Below are 18,495 nucleotides of genomic sequence, written 5' to 3' on the forward strand. Positions count from 1 at the left end.
GGGCCGACACCTGGACGCTGTGGCGCCGGTCACACGGGAGCCTCGGACGGGCTGTCGCGGGACGAGGGGAGGGGCGCCGGGTCAGGCCGGCGTCGCCGCGGCCGCGCGCGCCATGAGCATCGCCCGTTCGTGCCGGGTGGGCGCCAGCTCCGCGGCCCGCTCCAGCTCCTCGGCGGCCTCGGCGTGCCGGCCGAGGCGCAGCAGGAGGTCGCCGCGTACGGCGCCGAGCAGGTGGTAGCGGGCCATCCTCGGGTCCGCGCGGAGCGCCTCGACGGCTTCGAGGGCGACGTGCGGCCCGTCCACGTGGAGCACCGCCACCGCGCGGTTGAGCGCGGTCACGGGCGACGGCGCGATCTGGACGAGCGCGTCGTAGAGGGCGAGGACCGCGTCCCAGTCGGTGTCGTCGAACGTGTGGGCGCGGGCGTGGCAGGCGGCGATCGCGGCCTGCACGGTGTATGGGCCGAGCGGCTTGCCCAGTGCCCGGGCGCGGCCCAGCGCCGCCAGGCCGTGCGTCACGAGCGTCCGGTCCCACCGGGAACGGTCCTGGTCGGCGAGCAGCACCGGCTGGCCGTCGGGGCCGGTCCGGGCCGCGAACCGCGAGGCCTGCAGTTCCATGAGCGCCACGAGGCCGTGCACCTCGGGCTCGCGGGGCATCAGCCCGGCGAGGACCCGGCCGAGGCGGATGCCCTGCTCGGCGAGGTCCCGGCGTATCCACCGGTCGCCGGAGGTGGCCGCGTACCCCTCATTGAAGATCAGGTAGACGACCTCCAGGACGGCGGCCAGCCGTTTCGGCAGGTCGTCGGCGTCGGGCAGCGCGAACGGCACCTCCGCCTCGGCGAGGGTGCGCTTGGCCCGCGAGATGCGCTGGGCGACGGTGGCGGTGGGCGTGAGAAAGGCGCGGGCGACCTCCTCGGTGGCGAGCCCGCCCACCATGCGCAGGGTCAGCACGGCCCGCGACTCTCGGGACAGGACCGGATGGCACGCCACGAAGACCAGCGTGAGCAGCTCCTCGTCGCTCGCCGTGCCGTCCGGTGGCCCGTTCCGCAGGTCCGCGGCGAGCCGCGCGTACCGGTCGTCGCGCATCCGCTCCCGCCGGATCAGGTCGACGGCCCGGCGCCGGGCGACGGTCGCCAGCCAGGCGGCCGGTTCCGCCGGTACGCCCTCGCGCGGCCACTGGTCGAGCGCGCACAGGAACGCCTCCTGGGCGAGGTCCTCGGCCAGCCCGACGTCCCGCACGAGCCGGGTGAGGGAGGCGACCAGGCGCGCGGAGTGCATGCGCCACACCGCCTCGACCGTACGCCGCGCGTCCATTCCGCCTCCTCCACCCGACCCGCGCCGTCAGCCCCGCCCGTGCCGGGCAGGAACCGCCGCGGTCATCCGCGTCTCCCGCCCGCGCCTCTCCGGCGTGTACTCGGCGGCGAAGTCCTCCGGCTCGACGTGCGGGCGGATCTCCAGCACCGACCGCACGCCGGTGTCCGGCGAGTCGGGACACTGCCGCGCCCACTCGACGGCCTCCTCGACCGAGTCGACCTGCCAGAGCCAGTAGCCGCCGACGACCTCCTTGGACTCGGTGAACGGCCCGTCGACCACCGACGTGGTGCCGCCCTCGAAGACCACCTGGATGCCCTCGGCGCTGGGCCGGAGCCCACCGCCGTCGAGCATGATCCCAGCCTTGACCAGCCGCTCGTTGTACGCCGCCATCGCCTCGACCACCTCGCGGGTGGGGGTGAGCCGGTCCTCGTCCGCACCGGCGAACTTGATCAACACCATGACCTTCACGGGGTCCTCCTCTCTCGTGCCGCCCGCGCTTCCCGCCGGCGTCGTCACCCGGTTGTCGAACGGGCCCCGGCCGCTTTCGACATGCCAGCCGAAAAGATGCGGGAAGTGTGCCCGGCCCGGCCTCCGACCGTAGTTCAGGCGGCCCGGCCAGGTCCGATACGGTGGCAGGCGTGACCGAGGCGGCACGGGTGACCTGGTACGGCCACAGCACGCTGTGGATCGAGGACTCCGGCACCCGGCTGCTGACCGATCCGCTGCTGCGGGACCGGCTCGCCCACCTGCGCCGCCGCCGCGGCCCGACACCGCGCCTGCCAGCGGCCCCGGACGCCGTCCTCGTGTCGCACCTGCACGCCGACCACCTGGATTTCCCGTCGCTGCGCCGACTGCCCGCCGGCACCCCGCTCGTGGTGCCGCGGGGCGCGGCCCGCCTGGTGCGCCGGGCGCTCGGCGCGGCCGCCGGCCCCTGCGTCGAGTTGGCACCCGGCGACACGACGACGGTCGGCGACGTCACGGTGGCGGCCGTGCCGGCGGCCCACGACGACGCTCGCGGCCCCTGGTCGCGGCACCGGGCGGCCGCCGTGGGCTACGTGGTGCACGGCGAGGCCCGCACCTGGTTCGCCGGTGACACCGGCCTGTTCGACGAGATGGGCAAGCTCGGGCCGCTCGACCTGGCGCTGATCCCGGTCGGCGGCTGGGGCCCCACCCTCGGCCACGGTCACCTCGACCCGGCGGGCGCCGCGGAGGCGGTGCGGCGGGCGTCCGCGGCGTCGGCCGTTCCCATCCACTTCGGCACCTTCTGGCCGGTCGGCTGTGAGCGCGTCCGGCCGGACCGGTTCCTCCCACCCGGGGAGGAGTTCGCCCGCCACGCCGGGACCATCTCGCCGGGCACCCACGTCCGCGTGCTGCGTCCCGGCCAGTCCCTCGCCGTGGCCCGCTCATGACGGCGACGCTCGGTGCGCTCGCCTGGCTGATCGTCGTGGTGCTGTTCGGATCCGTCGTCCCCGTGGTCCCCACCGGGGCGGCGGTCAGCGGCGCCGCCGCGCTCGCCGCCCACCAGCATCCGCTCACCGTGGTCCTCGTGGTGGCCGCCGGCGCGCTCGGGGCGTACGCCGGTGACCTGGCCACCTACGTCGTGCTGGCCTGGGGCGGCGAGCGTATCGCCCGCCGGCTGCGGTGGCTGCGTGATCCGGAGCGGTTCGAGCGGATGTCCGCGCGGGTGCGCGAGGGGCGAGTGTCGATGCTCCTCGTGTCCCGGCTGATCCCGGGTGGCCGGGTCCCGGTCCTGCTCGCCGGCGCGGTGTCGGGCCTGACCTGGCGGCGCTTCGCCGTCGCGAACGCCCCGGCGAGCCTCACGTGGTCGGTCCTGTACGCCGCGATCGGCGTCGTCGGCCGGGCCGTGTTTCCCGAGCCGTGGCAGAGCGTGCTCGCCGCGATCGTCCTCGTGCTGCTTGTCAGCCAGGGACTGAGCTGGTGGAGCCGGCGGCGGACGGCGCCGGCTCCACCACCGGCGACGCCGTGACCGCGAGCGGCACGGCGGCCGGCTCGGGAACTGCTGCCGGGTCGGCGGCCGATCCGCCCTCCGGCGCGATCCCGCCGGCCGGGTCGTCGGGCCGGCGGAGGCCGAGCCGGCGCAGCCACGCGAGCAGCTGCCGGTGCACGGCGTCCGGGCCGACCAGCTCGCCGTCCTGCGCCCACTCGGCCGGGTGCACGAGCAGGGCCTCGGTCTGCCAGCCACCCAGCCCGCCGTGGCACCCGACCAGCTCCTCGAACGCCGCGACCTCCTCCAGGCTCGGGTCGATGGCGCTGATCACCACGAGGTCGCCCACGTGCGCCATCGTCTGGTGGCGCAGCAGGTCCCGGCGCGCCTTCGGCCCGTACGGGGCCAGCGGGTCGTCGCCGTCGACGTGCCCGTCGCGCAGCCGGTGCGACCCCCGCGGGCCGATGGCCACGGGCCCCACCGCGGAGTCGACCACGACCAGCCCGATGCCGGGGTGCGCGGCCAGGCCCTCGACGAGCCGCGGCGCCACGGCGTCGATGCGCTCCCGGGCAAGCCGGCCCGGGTGGCGGGTCAGGTAGATCATCGCCAGGTTGCCGGAGGCCACGACCACGGTCTCCGGGTCGGTACGCGTCGCCGCCTCCTCGCCGTCGGCCGGGCCCAGGCTGACCTCGCCGTCGTGCCCCGGCCGGGCGGCCACCCGCGTCGCCGCGGCGGTCATCCCGCCCCGCCCGGCCACCTCGGTGAGCAGCGTGTTGACCCGCACCCACTGCTCCACCCGGCCGGCGGCCTCGGCGCTGGTCGTGGTGACGGCCGGCGCTGTCGGGTCGTCGGAGGTGGATGGCGCCGCGAGCCGGGACACGACCTGGGCGAGCGACTCGCCGTAGCGCTGACGGAACGTGGCGCCCTGGCTCTGCCCGTGGTCGCTGAGCACCACGATGTGGTAGCGCCGCGCGGCCTCGGCCGCCAACCGCTCCAGGATGCCGAGCGTGTGGTCGAGCGCCTCGAGCGCGGCCATCGCCTCCGGGCGCGCCGGCCCGGCGTGGTGGGCGACCTCGTCGTAGTCGACGAAGTCGCAGAAGATCACGGGCGCGCCGCGGGCCATCTGCTCGGCGATGAGCGACACGTTGAGGTCGTTCAGGAGGCTGGCCAGCGGGCGCAGGGCCAGGTACGAGCCACCCCGCTCGCCGCGCGGCTGGACGTCCCGCCGGCGCTGCCGGCGCGCCTCGTGCAGCTCGCGCAGCACCTGCCCGGCGCTGAGCACGACGGCGCGGGCGAAGCCGTACGGGCTGGTCATGAACGCCGCGTAGCCCGGGGTGGAGCGGCCGGGCAGCCCGGCACGGCTCACCGTGAGCAGGCTGGTCGGGGCGTCGCCGGAGAACGCCGTGCTGATGCTCACCCCGCCGTCGCGCAGCAGCCCGTTCCCGGTGGCGAGGCGCCGTTCCACGTCGGCGGCGTCCCGGGGACGGCTGGTCACCACGAGACGACCCGTCGGCTGCTCGGCCGTCGCCTTCTCGTACCACCGGTAGGCCGGCACGTGACGGACGTCGCCGTGGAGCAGGCCGGCCTGTGCGGCCGGGGTGGTGGCCGGCAGCCCGGTGTGCCAGCGGGTCATCCGGTGGCTGTGGGAGCGCAGCCACCGCCCGATGGTGGGCAGGTTCCCGGCGCGGACGGCCCACTGCACCAGCGGGGCCGCCACTCCGTCGAGCTGGATGACGAGCAGACCCTCGCCCTGGGGCACGTCGGTCGGCGGGTCCGCCACGCTCCGGTCGCGCCGCGACGGCCGCCGGCGGCGGTGTGTCGCCCGCCGCACCCGGGTCATCAGGCGCAGCGTCTCGCTCACGAACGTGTCGTCGGTGCCGGCGTCGGCGAGCCAGTTCACGACGTTGGCGAGCGCCACGGCGACCCACGCCGCGAGGAACGCGACGGCGAACCCGGCGACGTGCGCCTTCGGGTCGAGCCGCAGTGCCACGTACATGACGACGGCCTGCACGCCCACGCCGATGGCTAGCGCCCCGAGCCCGCCGAGTGCGGTGGCCAGCGCGAGCAGCAGCGGGCGCAGGACGGCGCCGACCACGGTGACGAGGGCGACCAGCCACAGCATCGCGACGAGGCCGCTCGCGGTGACCCCGGGCAGCAGCCAGAGCGTCGTGGCGAGCACCACGAACGAGGTCGCCATGCTGCGCACGAGGGCGCGTACGCGCGCGACCGTGGGCCGGTAGCCGCGCAGCACCCGCAGGCCCACGCGCACCGGTTCGGGCAGCCGGTGGCGCCTGCGGGCGTCCACCTGCGGCTCCATCCTCGCCACGATGCCACATCCGAGCTATCAAGATCGACCGGTGAAGGAGCAGGTCACACCGGGACCGAGTATCCGTCGCGCCCGTGCCCGCCGCCCACACCGCCGGTCCGTCGGCCCCGAATCAGGGCAGCAGGTGGCCGTCGACCATCGTGAGCAGGGCGGACGCCGCCGCGCTGACCCGGCGGCCCGTGGCGGTGGCGGCGTGCAGCGCCCAGTCCAGCGACTGGTCGGTGACCCGCAGCGCCGTCACGTCCGGCCCCGGCGGCACGCTGCGTACGGGCAGGATGGCCACGCCGAGCCCGTGCCGCACGAACTCCGCGGCGACCGTGACGTCGGCCACCTCCATGGCGATCTGCCGGGTCAGACCGGCCGCGCCGAACGCCTGGTCGTTGGTGGTGCGGTTGGCGTAGCCGGCGGGGCAGTCGATGAAGGTCTCGTCGGCCACCTCCGCGAGCGTCACCGTCTCGCGTCCGGCGAGCGGATGCCCGGCCGGCACCGCGAGCACCTGGGGAACCGGCACGAGCATCCGGGTCCGCAGGTTCGGAAACGGCCGGCGACTCACCCCGAGGAACGCCACGTCGATCTCTCCGTCGACCAGCGAGCGGGCCAGGCCGGCCGAGCCGTTCCAGGTGGCGGCGCGCAACCGCAGGCCGACCCGGGGGTGACGGGTGCGGAACTCGCCGAGCAGGCCGGCGAAGTCGATGCCGCCCACGCCGGTCAGGCACCCGACCACCACCGTGCCGCGCAGCTCCCGGCCGACGTCGTGCACCGCTTCCCGGGCCGCCTCGGCGGCGTCGAGGGTGGCCCGCGCCTGGGGCAGCAGCGCCTCGCCGGCCTCGGTCAGCGACACCCGTTGCGCGCTGCGGTCGAACAGGGTGGCGTCCAGCTCCCGTTCCAGGGCCGCGATCGCGGCGGACACCGCGGACTGCACCACGTGCAGCCGGTTCGCCGCCCGGGTGAAGCTGCGTTCCGCGGCCACCGTGACGAAGTACTCCAGGTGCCTCAGTTCCACGCCGCCCAGGATCACACACCGCCCGGAGCGGGCGGGATCTTGGCCGGAAACGTGCCCGGAGGGGCGTTCCGGCGCAAGATCCCACCCGGGGGCGGCGCCGTGGGTCAGCTGGGGTTGTCGGCGTGGGTCAGGGTCTCCCAGGCCACGAAGAGGTTGTTGCTGCCGGCCGGCCGCTGCTGGAGCGTGAGCGTCTGCGTGTTCGTCATCGCGTTGCCGAGACGGTTGGCCAGGGCGTTGTAGCCGACCTCCGTGATCGGCCCCAGGCCGCGGGTCAGGCTGCCGCGGCAGAGCCACGACGGCGGCGCCTCGCCGAGCTGGTACCGGGAGTGGAAGCCGAGCGCCTGCCGCAACCGCTCGCCGACCTGCGGGTACAGGTCCTGACCCTGGATCCGGGAGGTCTCCGCGACGTGCGAGATCGCCGAGATTCCGTAGCCGGTGTGGGTGAAGTCCCGGCACGTCTCCTGGGCGAGGCCGGCCACGAACGTGGACTGGCCCTGCCAGTAGTTGATGATCTCGGCGCTGGTGTCGAGGCCGCTGCCCGGCACCGTGTACGGCAGTGCGCCGTCGCTGGGCAGGTAGATGAACGCGCGGGTCCGGTTCAAGAAGCGGGTGACCGCCGCGTCGTAGCCGGCCCGGTCGTTCAGGAACACCGCGATGCCGGTCGCGGCCTCCATCATGGTCAGCTCCCAGTTGCCGTTGCTGTTCGAGCCGTTGCGGACCACCGGCAGGTACACGGTGCGCAGCATGGTGGCGAACCGGGTGGCGTTGGGCCAGCTGCTGTACGTGTAGCGGATGATCTCCGCGGCGCGGGGCCAGACCGAGCCCGCCCAGCCGGTCTGCAACGGCGCGTTGCTGCCCGTGTGCGAGGTGATCGTGGCCGACCAGGCGTCCATGATCTGGATGGCCTTCTGTGCGTACCGGGCGTCGCCGGTGAGGTACCAGGCGAGCGCGTCGGTGTACGCGGCGATGGCGTCCTCCCGCTCGTCGGTGCAGCCGTAGTTGGGGTTGGAGTAGGAGCCGCACTCGACGACGGCGCGGGGCGCGGGCGTCCGCGACAGGGACGCGTACCTGCTGCTCATCATCTGGTTGAAGGCCGACGTCCAAGGCTGGGCGCCGGCCTGCACCCGGCCGCGCACGAAGTCGAGCTGGCCGCGACTCACGAGCACACCGGGGTGCGTGAACCCGCCAGTCGGGGGAGGGGTGGTGTCGCCGCCGGTGGGCAGCGTCCAGGTCTGGTTGGCGGCGCCGGTGCAGGTCCAGATCTGCAACGGGGTGCCGTCGGCGGAGCTGGGGCCGGTCGCGTCGAGGCACTTGCCCGAGCCGGCGTTGATTAGCTGCCCGCCGGTGGCCGACCATCGCTGGGCCGCGGTGCCGTTGCAGTCGTAGATCTGCACGCGGGAGCCGTTGGCGGTGCCGGCGGCCGCCACGTCCAGGCACTTCCCGAGCGCCCGGATCGTCCCGTCGTCGCCGACCGTCCACTGCTGGGCGGCGGTGCCGTTGCAGCCGTAGAGCTGGACGGCCGCGCCGTTCGCGGGGCTCGCGCCCGCGACGTCGACGCACTTTCCGCCGTACCCCGTGATGGCGCCGACGGCGGCCGCGGACGCCGTGGACGCGCCGACCACGAGGCCGGCCGGCACGGCTAGCGTGACCGCGGCGAACGCGGCGGCGAGCCGGAGATGGGGTCGGCGGGAGAGGCTCCCGATCCGTCGTCGCACCATGTCATGATCCTTTCCCGCCGCCCGAAGCGGTAGATCCTGGGGCAAATCCGCCGGCGACGGACGCGCTCGTCACGGGCGGTGCCGTGGGGGAGGGCGGACCGGTCGGCGGCGAACGCTCTGCCGTACGGCGGAGCAATTGTTAAGTCTGTTAATTGTTACATGCGAAGATACCGATATCAATGTCATGGTCCGGCGAGGGCGCCGCCCCGGTCAGTGGCTCGGCGTAGCCTCGGGCGGCCACGGCGGGGCGCCCACGCCGGTGACCCGTACGCCACCCCAGGGGTCCACCTCGGCGAGCCGGGCCGCCGTCACCCGCTGGGCGATCCGCAGCTCCACGTCGCGCCGGCCGGCCCGCAGCAGCCCCGCCACGTGCGGATCGGGCTCGACCCGGCCGCTCCAGTGGAAACGGCCGTCGACCGGCTCGAGGCGGCCGGTCAGGTGCACCCGCACCGGGTGGCCCGCCACGTCGGCGGGACCGTGGTAGCTCACGGTGTGATCCGCTCGTGCGCCCGGGTGAGCTCGCGTGGCAGGTCCGCGCTGCGGCGTACTCCCTCGATCCCGCTCCACAGCAGGGTGGTGAGGTAGTCGGTGAGCGCCTCCCGCCGGATGGGCTGGCCGTGGCTGGTCCACCAGTCACCGACCGCCTGCACGAACCCGACGAGGCCGTATGCCCACGGCTCGGCCGGCCCGGCGTCGAGGCCGAGCGCGCGCAGCCGGTCGCCGATCACCCGCGCGAGCCCGGCGGCCACCCGCCGACCGGAGCCGGCGATCACCTGGTGGACGCCCGGATGGCCGGACTGGTGCATGAGGAAGCGGTACAGGGCCGGCTCCGACTCGAGCACTCCGAGGTAGGCGTCAATCGTGGCCCGGACGAGGTCGCGTTCCTCGCGGACCTGCTCGATCGCGGGCGCGACGGCCTCGACCACCCGCGCGGCCACGACCTCGCTCACGGCCAGCCAGAGCTGCGACTTGTCGGCGAAGTAGCGGTAGAGCACCGGCTTGCTGACACCCGCCGTGGCCGCCACCTGGTCCATGTCGACCTGCGGCCCGTGCCGCAGCAGAGCCCGTACGGCGGCCGCCACGAGGTCCTGGCGCCGCTGCTCGCGGTGGTCGGCCCACCGGGCCCGGCGGCGGTCGGTCGCCGCACTCGCTGCAGTGCCGTCGGAGGGGCCGGGTCCATTGACATCGGTCGAGCCCGATTGCATGCTACTACTCGTAACAGTTACCGCGCGTCACGTCAATGTGGAGGCGTCATGGCGGCCACACCCGCCGGACCCGAGCGCGAGGCCACCGCCGACCGCCTGCTCGCGTCCTCGCTGCGGACGAGTTACGACCCCACCGTCGAGATCGACTGGGCCGCACCGCACGTGCCGGGCGCCTACTGGCTTCCACCGCACCGCAGCAGCCTCTACGGCACCCGTCTGTGGGACGGGATGACCGAGGAGCAGCGGGTCACCCTCACCCGGCACGAGGTGGCCAGCGCGGCCAGCGCCGGGGTCTGGTTCGAGACCATCCTCATGCAGATGCTCATCCGGCACTACTACGACGCCGACCCGACCAGCCGGCACGCCCAGTACGCGCTCACCGAGGTCGCCGACGAGTGCCGCCACTCGGTCATGTTCGGCCGGCTCATCGAGGCGATGGGCTGCCCGGTCTACCGGGCCGGCCGGTGGGACCAGGCGCTCGGGCGCTTCCTCAAGACCACGGCCACCGGCCCGCAGATGTACGCGGCGATCCTCATCGCCGAGGAGGTGCTCGACGCGTTCCAACGGGAGATCATGGCCGACGAGTCCCTCCAGCCGCTCATCCGGATGGTGTCGCGCATCCACGTGGTCGAGGAGGCGCGGCACGTGCGGTTCGCCCGGGAGGAGGTCGCGCGCCAGGTCGCGGCGGCCGGCCCGGTGGCGATGGCGTACGCCCGGCTGCTGATCGGTCGCGCCGCCTACTCGATCAGCAACCGGCTCGTCCACCCGGCCGCGTACGCCGCCGTGGGCATCCCGCCCGGGGTCGGCCGTGCCGCCGCCCGCGCCAACCCGCACTGGCGCGCCACCCTGCGCTGGTCCGCCGCCCGGGTGTACGACCACCTCGCGAGCCTCGACCTGGTGGCCGGGCCGGGTCGGGCGCTGTGGCGGCGCGCCGGCCTCATCTGATCGCGTCACGGCGACGGGAACGCTCCCGGGCAGCCCTGCCCACAATGGGCAGCCTCAGCCGCCCCCCACCCGTGGCTGGCGATGGTCGGTCAACCGGAGGCCGACGCCGCGCACCGCGTCGATGGTGATCCCGGTGTGCAGCTCGGTGAGCTTGCGCCGCAGCCGTTTGACCAGCGACTGCACGTCGGCCCTCCGCACCAGGCCCTCGTCGTGCCAGACCGCGCGGTGCAGCTCGGCGTAGCTCCAGACCCGTACGGGCGCCGTGATGAGGCACGCCAGCAGATCGTGCTCGAGCCGGGTGAGGGGGATCTCGCGGTCGCCGCAGCGGGCGGTGGAGCGCGTGGAGTCGATGAGAAGACCGTTCTCGCCGGTGGTCGCGGCCGGCGGAGACGCGGGCCGGGGAAACCGCCCGGGGGCGGCGATCAGCCGACGCAGCTCGTCGAGGTCGGCGACGAGCAGCAGCGGCGCCGCCCCGTCGAGGCGCTCCGCGAGCCGCAGTCGCTCGGCCGGCGACGGGGTCACGGCGATGACCAGGGGAAACAGGTCGTCCGCCGGATCGGGCCGACCCGGTGCCGTCGTGTCGTCGTCTTCGGCCATCGCACCCACCCGGAGACGAGGGCAGCCAGCCTGCCCGGTTCCAACATGATGCTGACAGTTGTTGTCAGACCGGCGAGCCGGTCGGCAAACGGTTAGTGACAACTTGCTTACGGCACGTTCTTGATCGTCCTTTTTCTCGATCATAGTGTCCAACCGGGCAACCGGCGTGACCCGCGCGGTGCATGGGGGGGGCATGGAGGGGTTCGTCCGTACCGACATTCGTCCACAGCGGAGGCGGACCCCTGCACCTTCACCATGGCCCAATTCACCCCCTGGGTCGTTCTGAAGGAGGCAGCACCGAATGTTCAGACGTCCACACTGGAGGCGCGCAGCCAGATCGCTGGTGAGCGCCGGTGCGGCGACGGTCCTCGTCGCCACGGCACTGGCGGCCACCGGCTCCGGCGCCCAGGCCGCGTCAGGCGGTTTCGGCGCCGGCGCGCCCTCGCCGGCGGACAAGATCCGACCGGAACTCACCCGGCAGCTCGAGGGCAAGAGCGAGAGCGACTTCTGGATCCGTTTCACGAACAAGGCGGACCTGAGCAAGGCCAGCCAGATCAAGGACTGGAACGCCCGCGGGGCCGCGGTCGTCGAGGCGCTCAAGAAGACCGCCGCCGACAGCCAGGCGAAGGTCAAGGCCGAACTCGACGGCTCCGGCGCGAAGTACCAGACCTTCTGGGCCACCAACGCGATCCGGGTGAGCGGCGGCTCGCTGCCGATGGCCCAGAAGTTCGCCGCCCACGCCGAGGTGGAGGCCCTCTACGCGCCCGTCGCGTACGAGGTGCCCAAGACCACCAAGGGCGACAACGAGAAGGTGGTCAACGCCCTCGAGTGGGGCGTCGCCAACATCAACGCCGACGACGTCTGGTCGCAGTACGGCGTCAAGGGCGAGGGCATCACCATCGCCAACATCGACACCGGCGTCCAGTTCGACCACCCGGCGCTGGTCAACTCCTACCGGGGCAACAACGGCGACGGCACGTTCGACCACAACTACAACTGGTTCAACGCCGCCGGGACCTGCGCCACCCCCTGCGACGGTGACGGCCACGGCACCCACACCATGGGCACGATGGCCGGCTCCGACGGCGGCGCGAACCAGGTCGGTGTCGCTCCCGGTGTCAAGTGGATCGCCGCGAACGGCTGCTGCCCGAGCGACGCCGCGCTGGTGAACTCCGGCCAGTGGATGCTGGAGCCGACCGACCTGAACGGCCAGAACGGGGACGTCACCAAGCGGCCGAACATCATCAACAACTCGTGGGGCACCCGCCTGCCGTCCAACGACCCGTTCATGGAGGACGTGACGCTGGCCTGGAAGGCGTCCGGCATCTTCGGCGTCTTCTCCAACGGCAACAGCGGGCCCGCCTGCCAGACCAGCGGCTCCCCGGGCAGCCTGGCGAGCAACTACTCGGCCGGCGCGTACGACGTGAACAACAACATCGCCAGCTTCTCCAGCCGGGGTGCCGGCCAGAACGGCGAGATCAAGCCGAACGTCTCGGCGCCCGGCGTGAACGTGCGTTCGAGCGTCCCGGGCAACGGTTACGCCAGCATCAGCGGCACCTCGATGGCGGCCCCGCACCTCGCGGGCGCGATCGCGCTGCTGTGGTCGGCGGCGCCGGGCCTCGTCGGCGACGTCGACGGCACCCGTGGGCTGCTCGACAACTCGGCGGTCGACTCGGCCGACGACCAGTGCGGAGGCACGGCCGACGACAACAACGTGTTCGGTGAGGGCCGCCTCGACGCGCTCGCGCTGCTCAACGCGGCGCCGATCGGCGACACCGGCACCCTGGCCGGCAAGGTCACCGACGCGGGCACGGGCGCCCCGATCGCCGGCGCCACCGTCAGCCTCACCGGCCCGGCCGACCGCCAGCTGACCACCGGGGCGGACGGCACGTACACCTCGCTGCTCCCGGCCGGCGACTACCAGGTCACCGTGTCGGCGTTCGGGTACGCCAGCAAGACCACCCCGGCGACGGTGACGCCCAACGCGACCACCGCGCTCAACGTCGCGCTGAGCGCGGTGCCGAGCGTGACGGTCAGCGGATCGGTCACGGACGGCTCCGGGCACGGGTGGCCGCTCTACGCCAAGGTGACGGTCGTGGGCCCCGGCGGCCTGTCCGACTACACCACGCCCGCCAACGGCCGGTACAGCCTCACCGTCCCGGCCGGTGCGACGTACATCCTGAAGGTCGAGTCGCAGTACCCGGGCTACGAGACGGTGACGAAGGAGGTCGTCGTCGCCTCGCGCAACGTCACCGCCAACGTGGCCGTGCCGGCGAAGTCGGACTCCTGCTCCCTGGCGCCCGGCTACGGCTACGGCTCCGACGGGGTCTACGAGACCTTCGACGGCGACACCACGCCGGCCGGCTGGTCCGTCGTGGACCACGCGAACTCCGGCCAGGTGTGGAAGTTCACCGACGACGGCAACCGGGGCAACCTGACCGGCGGCACCGGCGGCTTCGCCATCGTCGACAGCGACCACTACGGCTCGGGCGGGCAGCAGGACACGTCCCTCGTGAGCCCGGTCGTCGACCTCACCGCCGTGACGGCCCCGGTGATCCGGTTCAACCAGGACTTCAACTGGCTGGGCCCGGATCGCGCCGACGTCGACCTCAGCGTCGACGGCGGTGCCACCTGGACGAGCGTGCTCCAGCAGACGACGGACGCGTCCGGGCCGCGGGTCACCGAGATCCCGATCCCGCAGGCGGCCGGCAAGTCCCAGGTGCAGGTGCGGTTCCACTACTACGACGCCTCGTACGAGTGGTGGTGGGAGGTCGACAACGTGCTGATCGGCAGCACGGTCACCTGCGAGCCGGTCGACGGCGGCCTGGTGCTCGGCCACGTCCGTGACAAGAACACCAACGGCTACGTCAACGGCGCCACCGTCACCAGCGCCGATCGCCCGGCGGAGAAGGCCACCACGGTGGCGACGCCGGACGACCCGGGGCTCGAGGACGGCTTCTACTGGATGTTCTCCTCCCTCACCGGGACGCACAAGTTCACCGCGACGGCCGGCAACTACGTCAGCCAGAGCAAGAACGTCGACGTCCAGGCCGACTGGGCGACCGCCGCGAACTTCCAGTTGGCGGCCGGCCGGTTGTCGGTCGCGCCGACGTCGCTGAGCGGGACCGTCCAGATGCCGTCCGGCAAGGTCACCAAGAGCTTCACGGTGACCAACACCGGTGGGGCGCCGGTCGAGGTCGCGTTCGGCGAGCGCGACGCCGGATTCGAAATCCTCCGGGCCGACGGGTCCCGGGTGAGCCGGCAGCAGATGCTCGGGTCCACCGGCGCCCCGGAGCAGCGGCTCCAGGCGGCGACGTCGTTCGCCGCGAAGGCGTCGGACAAGTCCTCGCAGGCGGCGTCCGCCGCCGTCGGCCCCCAGGCCGCCCCGTGGACGGACATCGCCGACTACCCGGCGAACATCATGGACAACCGGGTGGTGAACCTGGACGGCAAGGTCTACTCCATCGGCGGTGGCGACGGGTCCGCGTCCACCACGAAGAACTACGCCTACGACCCGGTCGCCCAGACCTGGTCGCAGATCGCCGATCTGCCCGACGCGCGCAACGCCATGACGGTGGGCGTCGTGGACGGGAAGATCATCGCGACCGGTGGCTGGGCGGCGGCCGGCCCCGACGGCACCACCTGGTCGTACGATCCGGGGGCCAACAGCTGGACCGAGGTGGCCGACAACCCCGCGCCGCGTTCCGCGGCCGGCCAGGCGGTCGTCGACGGAAAGCTCTACGCCGTCGGCGGGTGCACCACCTCCGCCTGCACGCCGATGTCGAACAGCGTGGTCCGGTACGACCCGGGCAGCGACAGCTGGGAGACGCTGCCCAACTACCCGAAGTCGGTGGCGTTCCCCTCGTGCGGCGGCATCGACGGGCGGGTCTACTGCACCGGCGGCAACGACGGCGCCGCCGCGCAGAAGTCCGGCTACGTGTTCGACCCGGGCGCCAACTCCTGGAGCCCGATCGCCGACGCCCCGGCCGACAACTGGGCCAGCGCGTTCGCGGTGGCGAGCGGCAAGCTCCTGGTCGTCGGCGGGTCGCAGGGTGGCGCCATCACCAACGCGGGCTTCGCCTACGACCCGGCCACCGACTCGTGGTCGACCCTGCCGAACGCCAACACCCCGCGGTACCGCGGTGGCGCGGCGTGCGGCTTCTACAAGGTCGGTGGCTCGTCCGGAGGCTTCGCCTCGACGCCCGACAGCGAGGTGCTCCCCGGCTTCGAGGGGTGCGCCGAGGACGCGGCCGACGTGAGCTGGATGACGATCGACAAGTCCGAGGTCACGCTCGCGCCGGGCGAGAAGGTCACCGCCACTGTCGGGATGACGGCGAACGTGGACCAGCCGGGCACGTACAGCGGTGAGGTCACCATCCGGGAGAACACGCCCTACACCGTGGCTCCGGTGACCGTGACGATGAACGTGCAGGCGCCGAAGACCTGGGGCAAGCTGATGGGTACGGTCACCGGGACGAGCTGCCAGGGCGGCGGCGCGCCGCTGCCCGGTGCGGTCGTCCAGATCGACTCGTGGGCGATGTCGTGGACCTTCGCCACCGACGCGCAGGGGAAGTACGCGTACTGGATGGACCGCCGCAACAACCCCATGACGATGATCGTCGCCAAGGACGGCTGGAAGCCCCAGACCCGTCAGACGAAGATCAACGTCACGACGCCCACGGTGGAGGACTTCGCGTTGTCGCCGATCCGGTGCTGACGCCTGACACCTGACGCACGACCCGGCCCGCCTGGTCTCGACCAGGCGGGCCGGACCCTGTCGCGTGACGCCCGGACCGGCGCGCGCCGGGCGGTGCGGACCGCTCAGACCGAGGCGAGGCGGAAGCCCACCCCGCGGACCGCGTCGATCGTCGCCGAGGCATTCAGCGTGGCCAGCTTGCGCCGGATCCGGCGTACCAGCGAGTGGATGTCGGAACCGCGGCCCAGATGCTCGTTGCCCCAGACCGTGAGGTGCAGCCGCTCGTACGTCCAGATCTGCCCCGGCGCGCCCAGGAGGCACAGCAGGAGGTCGTGCTCCAGGCGCGTCAGCTCGATCTCACGGTCCTCCCAGCGCACCACCCGCCGGTCGGAGTCGACGACCAGGGCCGGCGGCGACGTGGCCGGCTCGGCATCCGCCGTGACGTCGGCGGCCGCCACGGGCGCCGGTGGCGCCGCCGCCGCGACGGGCGGCGCCTCGGCCACGCCGAGGAACTCCCGCGCCTGCGCGACGCTGGAGACGATGAGGAACGCCTCGGTGCCGCCGAGCAACTGCGCGAGACGGCGGCGCGCGGCGGGCGACGACGCGATGCCGATGACCATGGATGCGACCGGGATCCCCCGCATTGTCCACCTCTTCCGGTTCCCCACTTGCACCGGGATGGAATGTCGATGACGTTGGTCGATCTGCGAACCGACCCTAGTGGGCCTTTATATCGCTCCGGTAAACAACATTTGCGCTGCGGCACCCATGAATGGCTCGTCCAGGGAGGACGGGCCAGGGGGTTGGCGTGTTCATGACACCGTGACCGGACCGGACGCGAGGCGTTTTAGCTGTTTGACCGGATTGTTCGACGGTCGGGTCGCGTCGGTGCAGGAGTCCTGCTCGCGGCCGCTCCCATGCCGCCGGAAGGGCGACGCCGCGCCGGACGGTAAATGGAAGGGGATTCGGCCCTCGGCCTGCCCGCGCGAGGCCGCATCAATTGATCGGGTATTTGCGGACAATGCCCGCCGCCGGTCGGGCCCTCCGTTCCGCGGTATTTCGGCGCCGTCCCCCGCGGGGCGCCGACCATCCGGGATCCCAATACCGTTGTTCCGTCCGTGACCAGGCACGCCGATTCCGAAGGCCGCGCGGATTCCGGGGGGGGGCGGACGCGCCGGCCCTCCGGCACGGGCGTCGTCCTCCAGGCTTGCCGCGGTCGACCCCAAGGTGACCGGCCCGGGCCCGAGAAGGCGCTGTCCGGGCCGGAAGTGGATCACGCGAGGCGTGCTATCCGAGGTTGTTCGGGATGCGGCGCGCCCGTTGCCCAGTCCCAGCGGGTGATCGTGGTGCGTATGAGGCGGGCGGCGGCTGACAGGTGGCTGTCGGCGCCCCAGTAGAGGGTGACCGTGCGTCGGCAGTCGGCGCTGTCGACGGTGATCCAGGCGACCGGGGCGTCGGGGGCGCTGCGGCGGGCGAAGGCGGGGACCAGACCGATGCCGAGCCCGGCGCTGATCAGGCTGGCGATGGCGCTGTGTTCGTCGCTCTCGCAGACGATCTTCGGAGTGAGGCCTCGGGCGGCGAAGAGGCGGTCGAGCAGCCGGCGTAGCCAATGTCCCCTGCGGGCGGTGATGAAGGGCTGGTCGGCGAGTTCGTCGAGGGTCACCGTCGTGCGGTCCGCCAGCGGGTGACCGAGGGGTACGACCACCGCCACCGCTTCGTCGAACAGGTGCGCCGACTGGAGTCCGTCGGCGTGGATCGGCTGCGAGGCGATGCACAGATCGACGTCCTGGGCGCGCAGGCGGCGGCCCATGTCCTCCGACGGCGACCAGTGGAGTTCCACCTCGATGGTGGGATGGGCGCGTTTGAAGGCCGCCAGCGGCCCGGTGAGGGTGAGGAAGGTCTCGGACGCCAGTCTCACGGTGCCCAGGCCCTGACTCGCGGCCTCGGCGACGGCACGCCGTCCCGCGTCGAGTTCGCCGAGGGCGCGTTCGACGTGATCGCGGAAGAGCCGGCCGGTGTCGTTCAGCCGCAGCCGTCCGCCCCGGTCGAACAACGGCACCCCGAGTTCGCCTTCCAGGCGGGCGATGGTGCGGCTCAGCGACGGCTGGGCGACGCGCAGCTCGTCGGCAGCCCGGCTCAGGTGCTCCAGCCGGGCCACCACCAGGAACTGCCGGAGAGAGTTCAGCTCCATCATGCTTCCCCGTCTATAACGCCATAGCAATATCGGTCTTAGGCAAGATAACTCCCACGTCATAGTGTCAGCGGCATGGGAAAGCATGACGAAGCCGGGATCCGCCGGCAGATCGAAACGGTTGTCGAACGGGTCACGGCCAAGGACGTCGAGGGCCTGAAGCAGCTCTACGCGCCAGACGTCGTGTCCTTCGACATCGAGCCGCCGCTGCGGCACGTCGGGACAGCGGCGAAACTCGCGGCCTGGACGCGCGTGTTCGAGTTCTTCGACCGTCTGGCCTACGAGGTCCGCGACCTGACCGTCGTCGTGGGCGACGACGTGGCGTTCGGCTACGCCTACGCCCGCACCAGCGGCACCTTGCGGAACGGGACGGCGACGGACGGCATGTGGGTCAGGATCACCTACGGCTTCCAGAAGATCGACGGTGTCTGGTTGATCACCCACGACCAGGTGTCGGTACCGCTCGACATCGCGAGCGGTAGGGGCGTCGTCGACCTTCAGCCCTGACGGAGGAGCAGGACGCAGCTCGCATCGCCTGCTCGGACCACAGCAGGCGAA

The 18,495-nt window shown here is 72.8% G+C and carries 15 protein-coding genes; 5 read left to right on the top strand and 10 right to left on the bottom strand.

Going from position 1 to position 18,495, the window contains the following annotated elements; genetic code table 11:
• Positions 1 to 81: 81 nt before the first annotated feature.
• Positions 82 to 1,311, bottom strand: coding sequence for an RNA polymerase sigma factor (locus ACSNOA_RS16360; protein ID WP_436659284.1), 1,230 nt, complete (start codon positions 1,309 to 1,311; stop codon positions 82 to 84).
• A gap of 27 nt (positions 1,312 to 1,338) precedes the next feature.
• Complete coding sequence (locus ACSNOA_RS16365) at positions 1,339 to 1,770, bottom strand: YciI family protein (RefSeq protein ID WP_436662320.1); 432 nt, start codon at positions 1,768 to 1,770, stop codon at positions 1,339 to 1,341.
• Between the two features lie 179 nt (positions 1,771 to 1,949).
• Here ACSNOA_RS16365 and ACSNOA_RS16370 point away from each other — a divergent pair, with 179 nt between their 5' ends.
• Together ACSNOA_RS16370 and ACSNOA_RS16375 are read left to right on the top strand one after the other, a co-directional pair.
• Positions 1,950 to 2,720 (top strand): MBL fold metallo-hydrolase, encoded by a 771-nt coding sequence (locus tag ACSNOA_RS16370; protein ID WP_436659285.1) that lies wholly within the window; start codon positions 1,950 to 1,952, stop codon positions 2,718 to 2,720.
• Positions 2,717 to 3,298 carry a DedA family protein gene (locus ACSNOA_RS16375; protein WP_436659288.1) on the top strand — a complete coding sequence of 194 codons (582 nt, stop codon included), beginning with the start codon at positions 2,717 to 2,719 and terminating at the stop codon, positions 3,296 to 3,298. Before ACSNOA_RS16370 ends, ACSNOA_RS16375 begins: the two co-directional genes overlap by 4 nt.
• Here the strand turns inward: ACSNOA_RS16375 and ACSNOA_RS16380 are convergent.
• From ACSNOA_RS16380 to ACSNOA_RS16400, 5 genes are all read right to left on the bottom strand, one after another.
• Complete coding sequence (locus tag ACSNOA_RS16380) at positions 3,231 to 5,573, bottom strand: alkaline phosphatase family protein (RefSeq protein WP_436659289.1); 2,343 nt, start codon at positions 5,571 to 5,573, stop codon at positions 3,231 to 3,233. The genes ACSNOA_RS16375 and ACSNOA_RS16380 overlap by 68 nt on opposite strands.
• Positions 5,574 to 5,694: 121 nt before the next feature.
• A complete protein-coding gene (locus ACSNOA_RS16385; RefSeq protein ID WP_436659290.1) occupies positions 5,695 to 6,585 on the bottom strand; it encodes a LysR family transcriptional regulator in 891 nt (296 codons plus the stop codon).
• Positions 6,586 to 6,689: 104 nt separating this feature from the next.
• On the bottom strand, positions 6,690 to 8,303 hold the full coding sequence (locus ACSNOA_RS16390) for a ricin-type beta-trefoil lectin domain protein (protein WP_436659292.1): 1,614 nt from the start codon (positions 8,301 to 8,303) through the stop codon (positions 6,690 to 6,692).
• A 210-nt stretch (positions 8,304 to 8,513) separates the two neighbouring features.
• Positions 8,514 to 8,792, bottom strand: a complete 279-nt coding sequence (locus ACSNOA_RS16395) for a DUF4873 domain-containing protein (protein WP_436659293.1) — start codon at positions 8,790 to 8,792, stop codon at positions 8,514 to 8,516.
• Positions 8,789 to 9,508 carry a TetR family transcriptional regulator gene (locus ACSNOA_RS16400; RefSeq protein ID WP_436659294.1) on the bottom strand — a complete coding sequence of 240 codons (720 nt, stop codon included), beginning with the start codon at positions 9,506 to 9,508 and terminating at the stop codon, positions 8,789 to 8,791. The genes ACSNOA_RS16395 and ACSNOA_RS16400 overlap by 4 nt, the downstream gene beginning before the upstream one ends.
• 48 nt (positions 9,509 to 9,556) lie before the next feature.
• On the opposite strand from ACSNOA_RS16400, the gene ACSNOA_RS16405 reads away from it, so the two are divergent.
• On the top strand, positions 9,557 to 10,453 hold the full coding sequence (locus ACSNOA_RS16405; RefSeq protein ID WP_436659295.1) for an AurF N-oxygenase family protein: 897 nt from the start codon (positions 9,557 to 9,559) through the stop codon (positions 10,451 to 10,453).
• 54 nt (positions 10,454 to 10,507) lie between these two features.
• Here the strand turns inward: ACSNOA_RS16405 and ACSNOA_RS16410 are convergent, their stop codons facing one another.
• A complete protein-coding gene (locus tag ACSNOA_RS16410; RefSeq protein ID WP_436659296.1) occupies positions 10,508 to 11,050 on the bottom strand; it encodes a winged helix-turn-helix domain-containing protein in 543 nt (180 codons plus the stop codon).
• A gap of 343 nt (positions 11,051 to 11,393) precedes the next feature.
• Between ACSNOA_RS16410 and ACSNOA_RS16415 the strand changes: the two genes are divergently transcribed.
• Positions 11,394 to 15,767 carry a S8 family serine peptidase gene (locus tag ACSNOA_RS16415; RefSeq protein WP_436659298.1) on the top strand — a complete coding sequence of 1,458 codons (4,374 nt, stop codon included), beginning with the start codon at positions 11,394 to 11,396 and terminating at the stop codon, positions 15,765 to 15,767.
• A 104-nt stretch (positions 15,768 to 15,871) separates the two neighbouring features.
• On the opposite strand, the gene ACSNOA_RS16420 is transcribed toward ACSNOA_RS16415, so the two are convergent.
• Both ACSNOA_RS16420 and ACSNOA_RS16425 read right to left on the bottom strand, forming a co-directional pair.
• On the bottom strand, positions 15,872 to 16,390 hold the full coding sequence (locus ACSNOA_RS16420) for a winged helix-turn-helix domain-containing protein (protein WP_436659299.1): 519 nt from the start codon (positions 16,388 to 16,390) through the stop codon (positions 15,872 to 15,874).
• 629 nt (positions 16,391 to 17,019) lie between these two features.
• A complete protein-coding gene (locus ACSNOA_RS16425; protein ID WP_436659300.1) occupies positions 17,020 to 17,937 on the bottom strand; it encodes a LysR substrate-binding domain-containing protein in 918 nt (305 codons plus the stop codon).
• Between the two features lie 75 nt (positions 17,938 to 18,012).
• Between ACSNOA_RS16425 and ACSNOA_RS16430 the strand changes: the two genes are divergently transcribed.
• Entirely contained in the window at positions 18,013 to 18,444 is a 432-nt protein-coding gene (locus ACSNOA_RS16430; RefSeq protein WP_436659301.1) for a YybH family protein, read from the top strand.
• Positions 18,445 to 18,495: the final 51 nt, after the last annotated feature.

The organism is Micromonospora sp. URMC 103 (assembly GCF_051386435.1).
In the GTDB taxonomy this organism is placed as follows: domain Bacteria; phylum Actinomycetota; class Actinomycetes; order Mycobacteriales; family Micromonosporaceae; genus Micromonospora.